The organism is Novosphingobium subterraneum (assembly GCF_000807925.1).
Taxonomy (GTDB): Bacteria; Pseudomonadota; Alphaproteobacteria; order Sphingomonadales; family Sphingomonadaceae; genus Novosphingobium; species Novosphingobium subterraneum.
In genome coordinates this window covers 256,038-274,442 of the sequence record NZ_JRVC01000001.1, presented here as the reverse complement: position 1 = coordinate 274,442, position 18,405 = coordinate 256,038, and the positions used below count along the sequence as shown (strand labels likewise).

Here is an 18,405-nt window from a genome sequence, read left to right as displayed (position 1 = left end):
AGCTCACTCGTCTCCGGGTTGGCCACCAGCAATATTTCATTGCTTTCTCTAGTTTGCCGCTAACTTACTGGGTCCATCTTTCAGTCAGATTTCAGAAGGACGCAGACGTCGTCCTTTGGCGTCATGACCGTGGTGCGCGATTTAGCCCTAGTCACGCTCACGCGAAAATTCTGACGTGCCTGGGATAGGTCGCCTTCTAGCTTGTTTTCGCGAACGATCCGATCCGGGTTCGCCTTAATCTCCTTACCCACCCTGAGTGGCCAGCCTTCGAACACGATCACTTCGTCAAACTGCTTCCCCTTCGCCTTATGCATGTTCATCACAATGACGCCCGTCTCGGGGCGCTGAGCTGTGGCGAAGTGATCCTGAACAAACGCCAATCGAGTGATGTCAAGCGCATCGGAATAGCGACCCCGCTCTCGCCAGTTCTGTTCCAGCGTATTGCGCATCAGATTGCCGCGTTCGAGCAGACGCACGTTGCGGGCGTCGTTCGCAATAGCCCGCAACCGGGTACACGCTCCATCAGCGAGCGTGGCGCGGATGGCGATCCAGTCCTTGTCTGGATCGCCGACCATAACGACCTGCCGGGTTGCGGAAAGGACGGCAGCGATAGGATGGATGACACTGTTCGCGTGCGGCGCCTGTCCCCCGGCGATCCGCTCGTTCCATTTCGCCAGCGCGCTCTCCAGCTTGACCGCATCGCCCAGATCTCCCTTGCCTGGGTCGGATCCCCCACGGCCGCGAAGATATTGGCATATCAAATGCACCAACTGGTCGAGGTCATCCGAAGCACGCTCTTGCTGCATCAGTTGCGCAATGACTTCGGCTCCCAGGATCGGTCCTTCCATATCGATCGAGGCGGCATGTGAGATAGTCGGAACGTTACCGAACGGATCGCGCAGGATATCGGAAACGAGCCGCATCTTCCGCTTGGTTGGAACGAGGATTGCGAGCGACCAGTCGCGCCGTCCGGTGGCGATCAGCCGGGCTCGCGCCTGAAGGACCTGCGTGACCAGCGCGGCATAGGCCTGGTTCCGGTTGGACGGAAACAAGCAAAAGCTGATGCCAGAGTATTCGGCCTTGCTGAATTTGGCGGTCAGCAGCTCGTTGCCGAAGAGTAGTATGTCCGTGCCCTTGCTGCGGTGATTGTCCGAGCCGAGCTCGGTGAAGGTCGGAGCGAACGCAGCCTTGAAATGATCAAGGCGGGCCGGATCGGCGCCAATGAATTCGAAAATGCGTTGCTCCGGGTCGGCCAGCGCAATCAAGGTGCAACGGTCGCCAAGCGCCTTCACGACACGCCACTGATCCGCGCTCGTATCCTGGAATTCATCGAAGATGATGCAGGGCCAAGCTATAGCAGTCATTGCTCGCAGTTTGGCGGAACCCTCGAGCAGCCGTGCCACGAGATCAGCGAACAGATCGAAGCAGACTTTCCCCTCTGCAAACGCAAGTCGGTCGCGCTCAGCCTTCTCGCGCGCTCTCTTTTCGGCCAGCTGGGCTTCGTCGAGCTTCTTGTCGGGGCCATATTCCCGGCGGATCGCAGCTAGGGCGATCGCTTCACCTGGCGGTGTGAGGATCGAGATCCTACGCGGCAGGCCGACCAGATAGCCGTGCGTCTTGAGAAGCCGCCAGAAGAAGCTGTGATAGGTGTCAACCTCGATCCGGCTCCGCTCGTCGGACGAGACGTCTTTTTCTTCGTCGATGGCTTCGAGGACACGGGAGACCGTCGCACGCGCGAAGCTGAGAAAGAGGACACGCTGCCCTGGCTTGAGCATTTCGCGGGCGATTTTCGCTGCCTTCAGGATCGAGACGGTCGTCTTGCCGGAACCGGGGCCACCGGTAACCAGCTGGTGGCCGGCGGTCGCGAGCACGATCTGCTGCTTCGGCGTCAGGTCGACCATGATTACCGCTGTTACCTGAAAAGCGCGTCGAAGTCGTCGCCACCTCCGCCAGGTGCAGGATCTGCAACAGGCGGAGGTGGAGGCGGATCGCACAGCTGGCGCAACCGCGCGCAGGTTTGCCGAAACCACAACGGTATCTCGGCTTCTGAGCACTGGGCCAGGAAGTCGGCGATGCCCCAATTACCCTTGGACCACTGGAAATAGTCCATCAGCGCATCGATCATGTTCACGTCGGCGCCCGCATGCTTGGCTGCCAGATGCGGCGGCCAAGCCAGCGACTGCGAGAAGCGGTTCATGGCCTCCAAGGTGGTGTTCTTGAGGACAAGGTCCTCAATGCCTTTTTCGGGATGCATGAACAGCTGTTCGACCTCGGCCTCGATGGCTTGCTGCGCCTCCGCGGTCTGCAAATCACACAGCGCAAACACCCGCTTGCCCAACCCCGCATAGAGCCTACCGAGATCGGCGATCTGAGTCTCGGTCTTCGCGTTAATGACGGTGATTCCCAAGCCTTCGATTGAGCTGTAGGTCGCCGGATTGAGATCAGAGAGCCGACGCGCGACGACCGGAAGCGCCGCGGCTTCGGTATCGCCTTCCGCAATGAGCACCCGGCGCGCCAGCAGCCCTTCGCAGAATTTGGTGCGGAAGTCTTGTCGGTAGCGCTTGTGCTTCACGCTTTCAGGAAGGGCGATAGAAGCTTGGCTGAGTATGCCTTGGCTGCTCCGGGAAAGGATGACGGTCTCGTCTAGACCAAATTCTTCAAGGACGTAGGGCGAATGAGAGGTGATTATCGATTGGGCGGAGAGCTTGCGTAGCTCATGGACGATGCGCTTCTGCGCATAGGGAGGAATAGCAGTTTCGACCTCTTCCATGGCGAAGATCACATTCTGCTTGTCCTCGGCGATTTGAGAAAGAAGCGCGAGGACGAGCATGTTGATTGTGCCGGTACCCTGCCGGTAAAAGGGGGCGGCATGGTCGCCACTGCCGGTGGCGATGAAGGCCGTTATCACTTTGCGGAGATGCTCGCGTGTCAGGCTGGAAACGCGAAGGTGCGGCTTTGCACCCCATTCTCGAGGCACGTATTTCTTAAGCGAGGCGTTCACGCTCTCAAGGACTCCGCTGATGCCCATCTGGGGGTCACCAGCCACGTCCAGTGTGGAAAGCGCATCCAGTGTGCCTTCCCAAAGCCGGGGGCGGATTTCCTTTAAGCGGAGGATGATGTCGAGCAGGCTGCCATGCTCAAGGCTGAGGGCGCGGGATCCGGTCCTAAGCGAGCGGAGAAACAAGAAGCCGCAATGCTGCTTGTCAGTCTTGCGGAACGGAGTCGGAGTATCGTCTTCCGTCAAGCTGCGGGTGAAGTAAGTGGCACCAGTGAAATCGTCGTCGTCCGGGTCATATTGGCCGATAAAGGTGACGCGTAGCGCTGCGACGACGGCGGCTGCATCTATGCCGGCGGGGTTCGCCTCAACGAACAGGGTTCCATCAGCCGTGTTGAGCCACTCGATTCTACCGCCGAAACGAGCCAGCTGTTCCTCCGATAGGTCCGTGATCGTCACTTCGATCTCGATGCGCGGCGGCACTGAGTCCGCCAATGGGTTGCCTGCGGCCTCGACGGGAGGCTGCCCATCGTGGTCAGCCTCTGCCACGGCGGTAGCGGGAGCGAGATAACGACCCTCGAAGAAGTCGTGCTCGTCGACCGGTGGTCGACGGGAGAGTCGATCGGGGCCAAGTACCAGATCGATGGCCTCTAGAACCGAAGACTTGCCAGTGTTGTTGTCACCGATAAGCACTGCATGCGCAGGCAGACAGATGGTGGCGGACTTGATGCCGCGAAAGTTTGTCACCGATAACGAATGAACTCGCATTTCTTTCTTCGACCTCCCTGAACCTGCGCAAGATGGCGCAAGGCGGGCCTATTGGGAAGTAAAACAGGCATTTATGCTATTTTCGCGAGGATCGATTGGAGTTCGCACCACGGGAACCGTCATCTGGTGCCAAAAGGATAACCAGGAAAAATTAGTCCTCATCAATCTTCGGAGTAGGGATCCCATCGGTGAAATAACTCGTTGTTTGCGGCCCAATCATCGCCATTGCCCGGAGCACTTCGAATGATCTGAAGGCCAGGTCTAGCGTAAGCCATCGTCGCTCGGTGTGCTGCCCTTCGCCCTGGCGAATTGTTGTCCTCGGCTATGATCAATGTGTCGAGCTCCAGCGGCAGCTTAAGGTTTGGCAGTCGGGAAGCGCCCATCGCCGCCCAACAGGTTACGCCAGACAGACGGGTGAAGGCAGCAGCATCTTCGAAGCCCTCCGCTACTGCCAGAACTCGTCCACTCGGCGTCGGTTGCCATGCCCCTTGCCCGCAGCGCCCGAGCAAGAATTTACCCTGATGCTGGTTCGTTCTCGGGTCGAGAATGATGCGCTGGACGGCGACAAGGTGACCACCGTCTCGCACAGCGACGAGCAATGCTTGATGAAATGCAGTGTTTGGCTTTCGGCCGAGAGGGCACTTCGGGTGGAAGCGCACGTCAGGCAGATCGAGGGGTAGACATCTCCCAATGAGGTAGCGTTCTCCCAGCGTACCATAAACGCCGACCGCATCACTCCACAGACGCTGAGCGAGTTGACTGGAATGCAGACTTTGCGTTGGGCGGGGTTCTACGCCTCGAACTCGATCTGTATTCCGCAGGGCACGTATGATGTCCCTTGGATTGCAGCCGGCAAAGCAATGCACGAGGACCCCTGATAATCCTTGGCGGATCGATAATGAGGGCGTCCTGTCGTCATGAGCAGGGCATCGGCACATAGCGTAGGAGCCGTGCCATGTGCCGCGCAGAGCTGTGACAAGGTTGATCGTGTCTTGAGTTGGTCGGAGTGCTGATAGGGTCATAAGCGTCCCTAAAGCTTTCCCCCTCCCCTTCCTGCCGTGCACTTGAGGAGCGCCGGGTGCTTTCAATCGTCCCCATAGGGCCTGCAGTCATCGAAGTTGGCTGTAGCGAACTCCAATTCGCTTGAATGCGCTTGCTCGTCTTTGACGGATCAGCTGAGCGGTCGCTTCGGCTTGTGCCGTCGCCTCGAAGCTAAGAATGAGGCCCTGCCCTTTTGAGCCTATCCGCCCCCAGCGGCGTTCAACAGTTGTCCACCCGAACAAGTCGGTTTGGATCCAGAGGTGGTATTCTCGCGCGACGTTGCGCGAATTGTCGACGGCTTGCCAATGCCACGACTGACTGGTTGGTGTTTCCATAGTAGCCTGGTGGCAGAGACACGGACCAATGGTCCAACCGGGAATATGAATCACAGCTGCGTCAGTGATTCACTGATCCGATGGGAGGGGGTTGCTGGCCGATCACCTTCAAAAACATCATCATAAAAACGCCGCTGCTTGCAGCGGAAGGATTTCTGATTCTAGAGATTCAGATTCAGGTCCGATTTATGGCCTGAATTCAGAGGACTATGCCGTTTTTCCTGACCCGATGGGGGTGTTAGGCTGACCTTCTGGGGGCTACATCCTGACCGAGCGGGGGCTTTCCCCTGACCTTCTGGGGCATTCCTGACCAAATGGGGGGAGAGCCTGTTCCAGTAGATGTAGCGGGCCTTTCGAGCGTTTTCTCCTGCCTGGTTTTGTAAAAACTGAACCCTAGCTTGCGTTCGTTCATGACGCTTGCCGACTCGCAGGAATTCCGACGATTCCGTAACCCCTCCCTTGCCCTTCAATCCTGACCTCTTGGGGGCTGCACATTGATTCCTGACCTGACCTGACTTGACGCAAGAGGTCAGGTCAGGCAGCAATCAATCCTTCAAAGAATCAAGCTCTGATCGCACTATGGCATGGAAACTGATGACGGCCCAATAGTAGAAGCTTCCGAGGAGAAGCCTGAAGAAGGTTCCCCCGGACGTGCGATGCGCGTTGCTGCTGCATTGAAGGCAAAGGGTGGCGACGAGTTCGCCAAACCGGGCAACATCATTGAGATCAAATTCGTCAAAGGTGAGTCGCTTAGTCTGACGGCATCGCGGCTGTTGGCGCTCATGATCCTGACCGCAGGTGGAGACGCATGGGAAGATCGTCCTCATCGCATTCGCAAAGCCGATATACGCCGAGGCCACAAGGGTAACGAGCGGATCAGCGACATGCTTCAGGAGCTCCATCGCACCCTGTTTGCTGTGGATGATAAATCGTGGCGCGGAAAGAAGGCGACTCTCCTGTTCTCCCTGATCTCTCGGTCTAAAGAGGAAACCGACGAGGATGGCGGAGAGACGGGCTGGATCGAATGGGAGTTCACGCCCGATGCGCGTAAGCTGATCCAGGCTTCTGAGACCTATGCCGTGCTTAACCGGCAAGCGGTCTTGGGTTTCCGCTCGAATTATGCGCTCAAACTTTACGAGCTTGGAGCCCTTCGCCTCCATCGCCGCCAAGCAACCTGGCGAGGAGATATGCAGGCACTGCGTGCAGCGCTTGGCATCCCGCCTGATGTCTACACGGACTTCGCTCAGCTTCGGCGCAAGGTGCTTGAAAAGGCGAAGTCTGAAATTGACCAGCTCGCTCACTTCCGTGTCGAATGGCGCGAGATCCGGCAGGGACGAACGGTCACTGAACTCGAGTTTCGGTTTGAACCCAAAGGTGCGCCCGAGGTTCTCGAAACCGTAGACGAGCTCGACCGGCACTCGGCGGGGCGCCAAGCGAGGCGGACAGGTTCGGTCGAAACAGTAACTGCGGGGCAGGGGGCAATAGCAGCACCGCCCAGCGCGGCGCCTGCGATCAAGCAGTCAGAGTCCACCTTCCCGTCGTCTGGCTCGATCCGCTTCGGGCACGCCGATTTGCTTGAAGTCGCCCGAAAGCATGGCGGTGGATGGGATGTCGATCTTATCGCGAGCGGCTTTCGCGAACACATGGGCAATCGGTTGGAGAAGCTTCGTGGCGCCAAGCTCATCGCTGCTTGGAAGGGCTTTTGTGAGGGCTGGGTAAACCGGCGCGGGCGGCCCTGACGCTCAAGAATTGCACGCGTGCAATTCGCCATGCCCCCACCGAGTCAGGATTGCCTGATCCGGCTCTAGAATCGGCGCGACAATGCGGCCCGACTTTCGAAATTTCCGAATTTCTTGACCGAAAAGCGCAAGTGGGTGTAGCATACCCTCAATTGCGAAAGGACGGCATGTGTCTAACGGACTTCAGATCGAAGAAGCCGAGCGTTTAGTCTCGGTTGCAACGCTCGCCAGTCGAACATCGTCGGTGCTCGAAAAGCTGCGCGACTCCGCACGAAGCGCTCGGGCAGATGCGCGCCGCGAGCCTACCTTTACGATCGGGAAGGCGGCAGAGCTCGTCGGGCGGACGCCGGCGGCTATCCGTGACGCCGAGAAAGATGGAAGGCTGCCCGAGCCGGCGAGGACAGATAGCAATCGACGCGAGAGGTACACTCTTGCCCAGCTTAACGACATGCGCGGCGTGTTCGGCACCAGGCCGTATCGTGCTCCGACCGATCCGTGTTGCGTGGTTGCGGTTCAGAATTTCAAAGGCGGCGTCGGCAAATCGACGCTGTCTGTTCACCTGGCGCAATATCTCGCGATCAAGGGCTATCGTGTTGCATTGATCGACTGCGACAGCCAGGCCTCTGCGACGACGCTGTTTGGCTATGTGCCAGATCTCGATCTGACAGAGGACGATACCCTCTACCCATTCCTTCGTGAGGGTGAGCGGTCATCGCTCGACTACGCCCTCCGCAAGACCCATTTCGACGGCCTTGAGCTGATCCCTGCCAATCTTCGCCTGTTTAATTCCGAGTACGAACTGGCCGCCAGAATGGCGCAGGGGAACGGAGCCTTACTTGACCGCCTCAAGGAAGGGATTGAGAGCATCTCGGATCGGTTCGATGTCATCGTCATGGACCCACCGCCCGCCCTCGGGGCTATCTCTTTGTCCGTGTTGCGAGCTGCGAATGCGTTGGTGGTTCCGGTTCCTCCGACCGTGATGGACTTCTCGTCGACTGCGGCATTCCTCTCAATGCTTGATGAGACGATTGAGCAGCTGGCCGACCGAGGTCTTGCCCCAGAACTAACGTTTCTGCGCTTCGTTGCCTCAAAGGTCGATGAGAACAAGTCGATGCAGAAGGAGCTTCTGCAGTTGATGCGGACGCTGTTTGGCCACGCCATGGTTCGAACGCCGCTCAAGGACTCTGCCGAGATCGACAATGCGACTGCGCGGCTAATGACAGTTTATGAACTCGACGGGCCTGCTACGAGCTCGGCGGTACGCAATCGCTGCCTTAATTATCTTGATGGCGTGAACTCAGAAATCGAAGTCGACATTCGATCGATGTGGCCAAGCCATCAAAAGCGCCTCCGGCAGGAGGCCTTGGTATGAGCCGCTGGGAAAATTGCACGCGTGCAATTCTGCTAATGGGAGGCTTGCATGAGTAGGAAGAACAGCGGTTTTGCCGCCGACTTGGCAGCCGGGATCGATCTGACCGAGGATTCCGCCGCGCCGCGTCGATCGAGCATCGCGTCGAATGTGCTTACCGGGCGATCAAACCGTTTGGCCGATCTCGCTTCCGGTGCGATTGTCTCGCGCACGCATGAGCTCGTTGATCCAGCAAGGTGCCGGATGTGGGCTGGCCACAATCGCGACTACGCGCTCCTCAATGAGGAACGCTGCGCAGACTTGATCGAGAGCATCAAGGCCCAAGGGCGGCAAGAGATCCCGGCTATTGTCCGTCGCCTGTCGGGCGAAGATGGCTATGATTTCGAGGTCATCTGCGGGGCGAGGCGACACTGGTCGGTCAGCTGGCTGCGGACGCACAACTACCCAGACTTCAAGTTCCTCGTCGACGTGCGCGAGATTGGCGATGAGGAGGCTTTCAGGCTCGCAGATCTCGAGAACCGCGCACGGGACGACCTAACCGATTTCGAGCGCGCGAAGGACTATCTCCGGGCATTGTCGGCCTACTACGAGGGTCGTCAGAAGACGATGGCCGAACGGCTCAAAGTGTCCGAAAGCTGGCTCACACGCTATCTCGATCTGGCCCGCCTGCCCGAGGAGTTGACCAGAGCCTTTGCTAATCCGCATGAGCTCGGAATTCGCAATGCGATCGCACTCAAGGCGCTCATGAAGCCAGAAGATCGGAAGGAGAGGGCCTTCCGGGAGGCAGCGCGGCTTGCCGCAGAACGGGAACGGACGAACCATTCGCCATCAGTCCTCGAGGTGATCAAGGCGCTTTCACTCGCGGCTGATCCCCCCAAGAAGTCAGGAACCCCCAAGAAGTCAGGAAAGGCCGAGACCGTCGCGAATGCGGTTGGCCAGCCTGTACTTCGGATTGAGGGTGCTGATCGCAAGGGTGTCCGCATTACCTTGCTGAACAAGGGTGGTGCGACGCGGCAGGAAGCCGAAGAGGCTATTCGCGCGGTACTAGATCAGCATTGGCCGGTACAATAGCACTATCGGTCTCGCGCAAGCGCACCATGCCTGCCTCCTGCAATGAGGACACCGATTGCGAAGCGGTTCGCTTTGTCACGCCTAGGCATCTGGCAAGCTCCGCTCTGGTAAGGGGACCAAGGCTGACGATCATGCGCCACGCCTGCGGAGCGGTTGAGGAGGCATACAGCCGACCGGCCAGCTGCTTGTCGGCCAAAGTGACAGCCTCTCGCATCACCCGCAAATCGGCCGCGGCATTGTCAGTGGCCGTCTGAAGCGCTGAACGGAGAAGGGCGGGCAGGGGTTCTTCGTGGAATTCGCGGAACAAGGCCCGCGGCATGATGCCTGCAAGCGCCAGCGGGGCCGAGCCCAACCCAAAAAGGTGGGGCCTGATGGCCGCAGCCAATGAGGCAGCCCAGGCCGCGCCACGCGGCGCCGAACGCGTGATTGCGAACCCGCCGACCTGGACCATTTCGCTGCCGCCTTCGAAAAAGTCGAATTCCTCGGTTCGCAGTTCCTCAAGCCACTCGATCAGCGTGCCGTCGGGATCCCTGCTGGGGAGCAGAGCGTCGAGCCGCGCGAGCGCATTGTCTGCGGGTGTGTAGGCCTCGGTGAAGCCTTCGGTCTGGCATTTGGCTGCCAGCACCTGCCTGGCAGCCTTGGCGAGGACAGGGGACGCACGTCGGCCGATCCACGACAGAAATTGCCGCCGCTCCTCCGAGTACCATGATCGGACAAGTTCGCTCGCATTAATGCCCGGGTTGTGTGCGATTCCTAGATTATCAAAGGGATAGTCTCGAACATGCACGCGCCAAAGACGCCGCAATGAGGCCATCGCCAGACACTCGGCGAGCTCCGGCGAGATGAAGGGGAGGGCGCCTTCGATCCGCGCAAGGGTCAGTTGCCAAGGGGGAGGGTAAGGCGCCATCGGGCAAATAGTATATGAACGGCCTAAAAAGTATACCCAGCTTGTACGGTTGATTTGCTGTCCGATAAGAACCCTTCACGGACAACACGACAATCTATATAGAGTGCCTCAAATCCGCTGCGACGCCGCCGCTCTCCCAAGGGCAGAACGCCGAAGAAACCAGCGGCGCGATCGAGCATGAAGGAGAGGCGCTTTGGCTGACGGCACCGGGCTGATCGTTGAGGTGCCGATCGATGAGGGCCTCGTCTCGCTCGGACAGGCAATCCCTCCGCAGCTCGCCGCCGAAATCGAGGCCGCCCGTTCCTACAGGGCGCGATCCAAGGCCGCGAACACCGTCCGCGCCTATGACAGCGACTGGCGGCAGTTCGAAGAATGGTGCTGGACGCGCGACCTTGAGCCCATGCCCGCGATGCCCGAGGTGGTTGCAACCTGGCTGGCGTCACTGGCTCAAGCGGGGAGGGCGGACAGTACGATCGGGCGGCACCTTGCTGCCATTGCCTGGCACCACAGGCAGGCGGGGCACGTGGCGCCGCAGCACCGTGATCCCCGCGATGTCATCGCCGATACGCTCGCCGGCATTCGGCGCGAGCAGCGCGCACGGCCGACACGCAAGAAGAGCGCCATTCTGGCGGCCGATCTGGCGCGGATGATTGCGGCTGCAGAAGGATCGAGCCCGAGGGCAATCCGTGACCGTGCGGTCATGGCGCTGGGCCTTGCAGCAGCACTTCGGCGCTCGGAGCTGGTCGCTCTGCAGCTCGCCGATCTCGAGCTCGTGCGCGAAGGGCTCAAGCTGACGATCCGGCACTCGAAGACCGACCAGGAGGGGGAGGGGCAGGTCATCGCAGTTCCGTCGGGCAAGGTGCTCAAGCCCGGTCCCCGCCTCAACGAATGGCTGAGCGTCAGGGGAGGGGAGGCGGGGCCCCTTTTCTATCGAACCGATGCTCAGGGCTTGATGACGAAGGAGCCCATGTCAGATCGCTCGGTTGCTCGCCTGATCCAGCGCTACGCCGAGAAGGTCGGTCTCGATCCGGCTGCGGTCGGGGCGCACTCGCTTCGATCGGGATTCCTGACCGAAGCTGCGAAGGCTGGTGCTTCACTGCCAAAAATGCAGGAGGTCTCGCGACAGAAAAAGGTGGAGGTGCTGCTTGGCTATGTCCGAGATGCGGCTTTGTTTGAGAACCACGCTGGCAAGAGCTTTCTCTAGCCTAGGTTCAGGCTGAAACGCGGTGCCCCAAGGACCAAGGGAGCCACCGCGACACTTACCGCGCGCACATACACCGTGACGGTGGTCTGAAATGTAACCGATTTTGAGCAGAGTCCGACGCCAAGTTGCACTGCTACCCAACTTTGAACCGCTTGGGTCTAGAGTTTTCCGCCACCAGATAGGCACTCTCGTCGCGGAAAAAGATGTCCCGACAAGCCGCATCAACGTTATGAACGCCTTCCAAACCGGGCAGCCAACCATCGCCATGGGCAGCGCCATGATCCAGCTTCTGGCGGTCTTTCTGGCCGGCTCTCGCGCAATTTGAATTCCAAATATGCCATTAATACAATGGGACATTTTCATTTGAACTGCAAATTCAAGCCAGCGCACAGCAACTGCACCTCGTTCGCGCAAGCCGCGACACGTTGATGAAGAAACCCGGCCTCATCCCGAAACCGGCGCGCCAACTGGTTTTCCGGGACGATGCCCAATCCGACCTCATTGCTGACGAGTATGAGGGTCCCTTGCGCAACCGTGATGGTCTCAATGAGTGTGCGGACTGCCGCCGGGATATCGTGATCGCCGATCAGGAGATTGGTCACCCATAGCGTGAGGCAGTCCACCAGCAAGACCCGGTCGGGTGAGGCATGCAACTCGATCGCTTCCGCAAGTTTAAGGGGGGCCTCGACCGTTTCCCATTCCACGCCGCGATCCGCCTGGTGCCGAACGATACGGTTGCGCATTTCCTCGTCGAAAGCTTGAGCCGTAGCGATGAAGACTGGCGACAGGCCGGTCGCCTCGGCTCTGGCCTGTGCATAGCGGCTCTTGCCCGAGCGCGCTCCGCCAATCACGAACAGGCTACGCATCGTCTTTCCCCATTGCGAGTTTCAACAAACCATCCACATCGAGATGATGTTCAAGCTCAGCCGCGATCGCATTGAGCGCGTCATCCACCTTCGCATCATGGTCGATCCCGTCCGACTGCGCGCCGAGCATGCCGAGCAGAGCTGAACGCAGCGCCGTGCTGGCAAATGCTCCGTGGACGTAAGTGCCCGTGACTTGCCTGTCTGCACTGGTTGCGCCGTCGGGCCGCCCTTCGCCGAGCAGCGCAAAGGGGTGACGGCAATCGGGACCGCTGGTCACGCCCATGTGCATTTCAAAGCCGGTGAAGGCTTGATCGAGCGCAGTGCCTGCAACCTGGCGCAGCGCCTTATCTCCGGTCAGGACCGTTTCGACATCCAGCAGACCCAGACCGGGGATATCTTCAGGTGGTCCCTCGATCCCTTCCGGATCGGCGATGCGGCGGCCGAGCATCTGATAGCCGCCGCAGATGCCCAGGACCTTTCCACCGCGCCGATGATGCGCAAGGATATCAATGTCCCAGCCTTGTTCGCGCATCGCCTTCATATCAGCGATCGTGGCTTTTGATCCGGGCAGGACGATCAGCGCACAATCACCGGGGATGGGCTGGCCTGGCGGTACCATGACCAGTTCGACCGAGCTTTCCGCTTTGATCGGATCGAGATCGTCAAAATTGGCGATCCGGGGGATGATCGGGCAGGCGATTTTCAGGCGACCGGCGGTTTCGCGTGCGGTTCGTTCAAGCACGACCGCATCTTCGCTTGGCAAATGGGCAGTGGCGCGCAGCCAGGGCACCACGCCATAGCCTCGCCAGCCCGAAAGCGCCTCGATCTGCCGATAACCGTCGGCAAAGAGCGCCGGATCGCCGCGAAACTTGTTGATGAGAAAACCCCGGATCATCGCCGCGTCGTCCGGGTCCAATACCGCCCTCGTGCCAACGAGCGCAGCAATGACGCCGCCGCGATCGATATCGCCGACCAGCACGACTGGCACACCGGCAGCACGGGCAAAGCCCATGTTGGCGATGTCGCCTGCCCGCAGGTTGATCTCCGCCGGCGAGCCGGCGCCTTCAACCACGACGACATCGCACTGCGCCTGCAGCCGGTGCCAGCTTTCCATGACCTCGGGCAGCAGTTCGCCACGCTTGTGCCGGAAATTGCCACCGCCCAGCGTGCCGCGGACCTTGCCGTGAACGACCAATTGCGATGTGTGGTCGGCCTGAGGCTTGAGCAGTACCGGGTTCATGTCGGTGTGCGGTTCGACCCGGCATGCTAGAGCCTGCAAAGCCTGGGCGCGGCCGATCTCGCCGCCATCGACGGTAACCGCAGCATTGTTCGACATGTTCTGGGGCTTGAACGGGCGAACGCTCAGCCCGCGATTGGCAAGGGCGCGGCACAGCCCGGCAACCAGCACCGATTTCCCGACATCGGAACCCGTGCCCTGCAACATCAGAGCGCCCATACGATATCCTTCCAGGTGAGAGCGGCCACGATGGCCCAGAGCAACAGGCAGGCGCGGACATAAATGCGCAAAGCGCGCCTGACGTCAGCAGCGCCAGCATCGCGCCGCCCGCTGCCGATCCAGTCCTTGGCATGGGTCACACCATCGTAGGACACTGGTCCCGCGAGCGCGAGATCTAGCGCGCCCGCCATGGCCGCCTCGGTCCAGCCTGCATTGGGTGAGGCGTGGCGGCGGTGATCGCGCCACAGCGTGGCCCACCCTCCGCCGCCGGCAAGACATACCACGACGCCGCCAAGCCGAGCCGGCAGCAGGTTCATCACATCGTCCGTGCGCGCCGCAGCCCACCCAAAGGCGCGCCAGCGCGCTTCCTTATGGCCGATCAGGCTGTCTGCCGTATTGATCGCCTTGTAGGCCCAGACGCCGGGCAGGCCGCCGATAACCAGCCAGAACAGCGGCGCGGCGATGCCGTCGCAAAAGCTTTCGGCCAGACTTTCGATTGCAGCTCGTGCCACACCCGCGCGATCAAGGGTGTCGGTATCACGCCCGACGATCATGGAGACGGCATGGCGCGCACTTTCGAGATCATTCTGCTCCAGTGCGACTGCGATGGGAAGAACATGATCGTAGAGGCTGCGTTGGGCCAGAGCGGGCCAGGCCAGTGCTGCGGCACCAAGCCACCAGCATGAGCCCAGCAGGTGCCGGGCGAGCGCGGTAAGGCCAAGTCCAGCCCCGATTGTCAGCACCAGCAGTATCAGAACGGTCATGACGCCGAGCGTCTTGCGTATGCCGTCTGAGTGAGTTGGCCGGTTCCATGCGCCTTCGCAGGCATTGATGATCCGGGCAAACAGGCCGACCGGATGTCCGACACGGCGATACAGCGCGCCAGGCCAGCCAATGGCAGCATCCAGCACCAGGGCCATGAGCGCGAACGGTTCAGCCATGGTCTTCGAGCACGGCACAGAGACGCTCCATCGCCTCGTCGTTGGCGGGCAGGCCAAAGCGTAACCAATCCGGTTTATCGGCGAAGGGGCGGCTGAGGATCGCAGCCCGGGCAAGACGTTCAAACAGGTGTGACGCGTCCGGCGTCGTTATCAGCCGGAAGAGTGGGCATGCGCCGCTTGCCAACAAACCGAACGAGGCCAAGCGCTGATCGAAGCTGGTGGCCTCGGCGATGAGGCGCTCCCGCATCGCGTCCTGCCAGGCGATATCCTGATAGGCGCGGGTGCCGATGGCGATCGCAGCCGCCGAGACCGGCCAGGCACCTAGCTGCTTACGCAGACTCGCCAGGATCGGACGAGGGCCCAGCACAAAACCGAGCCGCAATCCGGCGAGGCCAAAGAATTTCCCGAAGGACCGAAAGATCAGGAGTCTGTGCCGATCATCAACTTGGTCGGCGAAACTGTGGTCGGGGTGGCAGTCTGCAAAGGCTTCGTCGATTACCAGCCACCCTTTCCGACCACGCCGCACCAGAAGATCGCTCAAGGCTTCCCGAGAAAGCAGGACGCCATCCGGGTTGTTGGGGTTGGCAAGGATCAGGCTTGATCCATCGGCCAGCGCCAGATTGCCAAGCGTTACGGGATGGCTGGAGGCCGCCATCTCGCCGTGGGTGCGATAGGATGGAACGGCGTGGCAGACGTCATCGCCCAGCACCCTGCCGGCGAGGCGAAGGCCAACTTCGGTGCCTGGCACCGCGCAGACATGATCGGCATGACACCCGAAGCTGGCGGCGGCCGCTTGCTCCAGCGCGCGCAGGGCCATTTCGTCTGGCAGGGCACGCCAATCGATCTCCACCGCCCCTGCACCGTGCCAGACATGCGGATTGATCCCGGTGGAAAAATCGATCCAACCACGCGCATCGTCGCCGAAATGCGCGCGGGCCGCAGAGAGGCCGCCGCCGTGCCATGTCCAGCGATCGCGGGTCATGCGGCCGCCATCACGACAAGCGCCAGCAGCAGCGCCGCCTCGATCAGTTCAATTCCGGCGCCGTGTCCATCGCCCGAGATGCCGCCAATAGCGCGCTTGATCCACAGGCCCCATAGTGCCGCAGCAGGAACCGCAATGAGCAATGCAGGAAACGCCACCGTGGTGGCGAGAAGTACTGCGGCCCACAGCGCCAGATCGATCGGCCTGATCGCGCCCCGAAAGCGCGCACCAAGGCCATCGTGCAACGGCGATAGCAACAAGGTCCATGCCAGCGGCGCGATGCGCGCGGCGACCGGCACCCAGATCAGTGCCAGAAACTGGCTGTGCTCGATCATGCCATGCAGCAGCACGAGCTTGGTCAGCAGTTGCATGGTGATGGCCGTTACGCCGAAGCTGCCGACATGCGGATCTGCCAGGACGGCCAGGAGCCGCTCGCGGTCCTTGTGGGCCGCGCCGCTGGCATCGGCCATATCTCCCAGACCGTCCAGGTGAAGGGCTCCGGTGACGAGAACCCAGGCGATCAAGGCGGCAAGGGCTCCGGTCCAGGGATCGGTCCTTGCTCCAACCCAGGCGGCCCCGGCAACGATAAGGCCAATCACCAGCCCAGCAGCTGGAAACCAGCGCATGGACTGGGCGAATTCCTCGGCAGAAACCGTGAGCCGGGGTGTCGGCAAACGGGTGAGGAACTGGAGTGCGATGAGGAAGCCTTTCATGCGATCGGGCGCTTCATGTCCAAAGGCCCGCGATCTGGGCTGAGCGCGGCGTTCCCGGCCAGACCCGCAGGCTGATCAGCGCGGCATAGGGAAGGTCAAACGCCCAGACCTGCCGCTGTCCGAAGCCGAACAGGCTGGCCAGCGCAGCCCGGATTGCTCCGCCATGCGTTACGACCAGCGTGTCTTGCGGCGGGATTGCGGCCAAGGCCGCTTCCACGCGCGAAACCAGAGCAGACCAGCGCTCACCACCGGGTGGCGGATTGGCGTCCGGGTCGTCCCAGAACGCGCTGATCGCGGCACTGTCGACCTTAGCGGGTGCCAGACCGTCCCAGTCGCCGAAGTCCAGTTCGCGCCACCGTGAGTCGAGGATCGGGTGCAGCCCTCTTGGATCGGCGATAGCTCTTGCTGCCTCTGCCGAGCGCTGGAGATCGGAACATACAATCGACTGGAACGACAGTTCCTCGACCTGTGCCACGCATGATGCGACGCCCTCGGGCGTCGTAGGCGCATCGGTCCTTCCGAGAAGCAGACCGGGGTGGATGGGCTCGCCATGCCGCATGAGGTGCAGGAAAAACTCGCTCATACGCCAGCAGCCACGCCAGCTTCGGCAAAAGTGGCCATCTGGTTGTGTGCGGCGAGAGCTGAACGCACGATCTGGGCCGCGACCGCAGCGCCGCTCCCTTCGCCCAGGCGCATGCCCAGAGTGAGGAGCGGTGCGAGACCGAACCGCTCGAGCAACCGTTTGTGACCAGGTTCGGCCGAACAATGCCCTGCCAGGCAATGGTCGACAATTGCAGGTTCGGCGGCAAAGATCGGCGCGATGGCAGCGCAGCAGATGAAGCCATCCAGGAGCACCGGCACCCGAAGTTGCCTTGCACGGACAATTGCACCTGCCATTGCGGCTATTTCCCTCCCGCCCAGACGCCGCAGGGTTTCGAAAGGCGTTGACGGTGCAACCTGATGGAAGACGAGTGCCGCTTCGATTACACCGATCTTGCGCGCCACGCCCGCCGGATCGAGCCCCGTTCCCGGGCCGACCCATTCGCCTGCACCGCCTCCCAGCGCCTTTGCACAGAGGGCTGCAGCGGCCGTGGTGTTGCCGATGCCCATCTCGCCAGGGACAAGGAGATCAAGGCCGGCTTCGACCATGGCGGCCCCGGAAGACAGCGCGGCAAGGCATTCGCTTTCGGTCATGGCCGGGGCTGAGGTGAAATCGGCGGTTGGCCGGTCAAGCTCCAGCGCCAGCACCTGAAGATCGAGCCCGGCAGCGGCACACAGCGCGTTGATGGCAGCGCCACCTGCTTCAAAATTGGCCACCATCTGGTGGGTGACTTCGGGAGGAAAGGCGCTCACGCCCCGTGCCGTGACGCCATGATTGCCCGCAAACACGACTGCACGCCCCCGTTCCAGCCGGGGTCTTTCGTGGCCTTGCCAACCGGCCATGAAGATCGCGATCTCTTCCAGCCGTCCCAGGGATCCTGGCGGCTTGGTCAGTTGCGACTGCCGGTTGCGCGCGCTGGCCATTGCTGTTTCATCTGGCGCAGGCATATCGGCAATGGCAGCATCAAAGGCATCGACGGAAGAAAACGTGCTCATTGCGCGACAAAGCCCGGCGGCGGTGTGCGGGTGATGAAGTGGCCTTTGACGCCCTGCGGCCAGTCCTTGAACGGAACCCGGCCATGTTCGCTTTGCGCATAATGGACGGCATAATCGAGGATGGCAGCGGCGGCATCTTCATCGGGAGTGAAGCGGCCCAGAACATACCCGACTTTGCCTGGCGCACGAAGATGGACCGTGCAGAATTCGCTGCAGGCGAACAAGCAGGGCATTTCCTGCACCGCGATACCGGAATAGCGTTCATCGCGTGCCTGCACGGCGCGCAGGGCCTCGACCATACGCGCGCCACCACGCACACCGGCGTCATCCTCCTTTGCGGTGCTGCTGTGTCGGCAGGTGTTGCATGCTACTACGGCAGGGCCGTCCTCGACGGGGATCAACATAATTTCTTGCTCCATAGA

17 protein-coding genes are annotated in these 18,405 nt (G+C 60.9%); 4 read left to right on the top strand and 13 right to left on the bottom strand.

The window, feature by feature from the left end; all coding sequences use genetic code 11:
* Positions 1–80: 80 nt before the first annotated feature.
* The 4 genes from NJ75_RS01310 to NJ75_RS23650 form a co-directional block, all read right to left on the bottom strand.
* A complete protein-coding gene (locus tag NJ75_RS01310) occupies positions 81–1,901 on the bottom strand; it encodes a UvrD-helicase domain-containing protein (RefSeq protein WP_039330679.1) in 1,821 nt (606 codons plus the stop codon).
* A gap of 11 nt (positions 1,902–1,912) precedes the next feature.
* Positions 1,913–3,763 (bottom strand): ATP-dependent nuclease, encoded by a 1,851-nt coding sequence (locus NJ75_RS01305; RefSeq protein WP_039330678.1) that lies wholly within the window; start codon positions 3,761–3,763, stop codon positions 1,913–1,915.
* Positions 3,764–3,924: 161 nt separating this feature from the next.
* The gene (locus tag NJ75_RS25515) at positions 3,925–4,701 is read right to left on the bottom strand and encodes a DUF7146 domain-containing protein (protein WP_231731198.1); all 777 of its coding nucleotides are present in this window, start codon (positions 4,699–4,701) and stop codon (positions 3,925–3,927) included.
* Between the two features lie 171 nt (positions 4,702–4,872).
* Positions 4,873–5,139, bottom strand: a complete 267-nt coding sequence (locus NJ75_RS23650; protein ID WP_082013209.1) for a WGR domain-containing protein — start codon at positions 5,137–5,139, stop codon at positions 4,873–4,875.
* A 656-nt stretch (positions 5,140–5,795) separates the two neighbouring features.
* On the opposite strand from NJ75_RS23650, the gene NJ75_RS01300 reads away from it, so the two are divergent.
* The 3 genes from NJ75_RS01300 (at position 5,796) to NJ75_RS01290 (ending at position 9,318) form a co-directional block, all read left to right on the top strand.
* Positions 5,796–6,878 (top strand): replication initiation protein, encoded by a 1,083-nt coding sequence (locus tag NJ75_RS01300; protein ID WP_039330893.1) that lies wholly within the window; start codon positions 5,796–5,798, stop codon positions 6,876–6,878.
* A 169-nt stretch (positions 6,879–7,047) separates the two neighbouring features.
* A complete protein-coding gene (locus NJ75_RS01295) occupies positions 7,048–8,250 on the top strand; it encodes an AAA family ATPase (protein ID WP_039330676.1) in 1,203 nt (400 codons plus the stop codon).
* 48 nt (positions 8,251–8,298) lie between these two features.
* Positions 8,299–9,318 carry a ParB/RepB/Spo0J family partition protein gene (locus tag NJ75_RS01290; protein ID WP_039330674.1) on the top strand — a complete coding sequence of 340 codons (1,020 nt, stop codon included), beginning with the start codon at positions 8,299–8,301 and terminating at the stop codon, positions 9,316–9,318.
* Here NJ75_RS01290 and NJ75_RS01285 read toward each other — a convergent pair.
* Positions 9,278–9,943: a MarR family transcriptional regulator gene (locus tag NJ75_RS01285; protein WP_236727027.1), complete on the bottom strand. Its 666-nt coding sequence runs from the start codon at positions 9,941–9,943 to the stop codon at positions 9,278–9,280. The two genes, NJ75_RS01290 and NJ75_RS01285, sit on opposite strands and share 41 nt — an antisense overlap.
* A gap of 475 nt (positions 9,944–10,418) precedes the next feature.
* Here NJ75_RS01285 and NJ75_RS01280 point away from each other — a divergent pair, with 475 nt between their 5' ends.
* Entirely contained in the window at positions 10,419–11,429 is a 1,011-nt protein-coding gene (locus NJ75_RS01280) for a site-specific integrase (protein WP_230960947.1), read from the top strand.
* 359 nt (positions 11,430–11,788) lie between these two features.
* On the opposite strand, the gene cobU is transcribed toward NJ75_RS01280, so the two are convergent.
* From cobU to NJ75_RS01240, 8 genes are read right to left on the bottom strand one after another with little or no spacing between them, the layout of a single operon-like run.
* Positions 11,789–12,295 (bottom strand): bifunctional adenosylcobinamide kinase/adenosylcobinamide-phosphate guanylyltransferase, encoded by a 507-nt coding sequence (cobU, locus tag NJ75_RS01275; protein ID WP_039330671.1) that lies wholly within the window; start codon positions 12,293–12,295, stop codon positions 11,789–11,791.
* Positions 12,288–13,751 (bottom strand): cobyric acid synthase, encoded by a 1,464-nt coding sequence (locus NJ75_RS01270; RefSeq protein ID WP_039330669.1) that lies wholly within the window; start codon positions 13,749–13,751, stop codon positions 12,288–12,290. Before NJ75_RS01270 ends, cobU begins: the two co-directional genes overlap by 8 nt.
* Entirely contained in the window at positions 13,739–14,692 is a 954-nt protein-coding gene (gene cbiB, locus NJ75_RS01265; protein ID WP_039330667.1) for an adenosylcobinamide-phosphate synthase CbiB, read from the bottom strand. Before cbiB ends, NJ75_RS01270 begins: the two co-directional genes overlap by 13 nt.
* A complete protein-coding gene (locus NJ75_RS01260) occupies positions 14,685–15,674 on the bottom strand; it encodes a threonine-phosphate decarboxylase (RefSeq protein WP_039330665.1) in 990 nt (329 codons plus the stop codon). Before NJ75_RS01260 ends, cbiB begins: the two co-directional genes overlap by 8 nt.
* Positions 15,671–16,387 carry an adenosylcobinamide-GDP ribazoletransferase gene (gene cobS / locus NJ75_RS01255; protein ID WP_039330663.1) on the bottom strand — a complete coding sequence of 239 codons (717 nt, stop codon included), beginning with the start codon at positions 16,385–16,387 and terminating at the stop codon, positions 15,671–15,673. Before cobS ends, NJ75_RS01260 begins: the two co-directional genes overlap by 4 nt.
* 13 nt (positions 16,388–16,400) lie before the next feature.
* Positions 16,401–16,970, bottom strand: a complete 570-nt coding sequence (locus tag NJ75_RS01250; protein ID WP_039330661.1) for a histidine phosphatase family protein — start codon at positions 16,968–16,970, stop codon at positions 16,401–16,403.
* The gene (gene cobT, locus NJ75_RS01245) at positions 16,967–17,983 is read right to left on the bottom strand and encodes a nicotinate-nucleotide--dimethylbenzimidazole phosphoribosyltransferase (protein WP_039330659.1); all 1,017 of its coding nucleotides are present in this window, start codon (positions 17,981–17,983) and stop codon (positions 16,967–16,969) included. Before cobT ends, NJ75_RS01250 begins: the two co-directional genes overlap by 4 nt.
* Positions 17,980–18,387, bottom strand: coding sequence for a DUF1636 domain-containing protein (locus tag NJ75_RS01240; RefSeq protein ID WP_039330657.1), 408 nt, complete (start codon positions 18,385–18,387; stop codon positions 17,980–17,982). Before NJ75_RS01240 ends, cobT begins: the two co-directional genes overlap by 4 nt.
* Between the last annotated feature and the right edge of the window lie 18 nt (positions 18,388–18,405).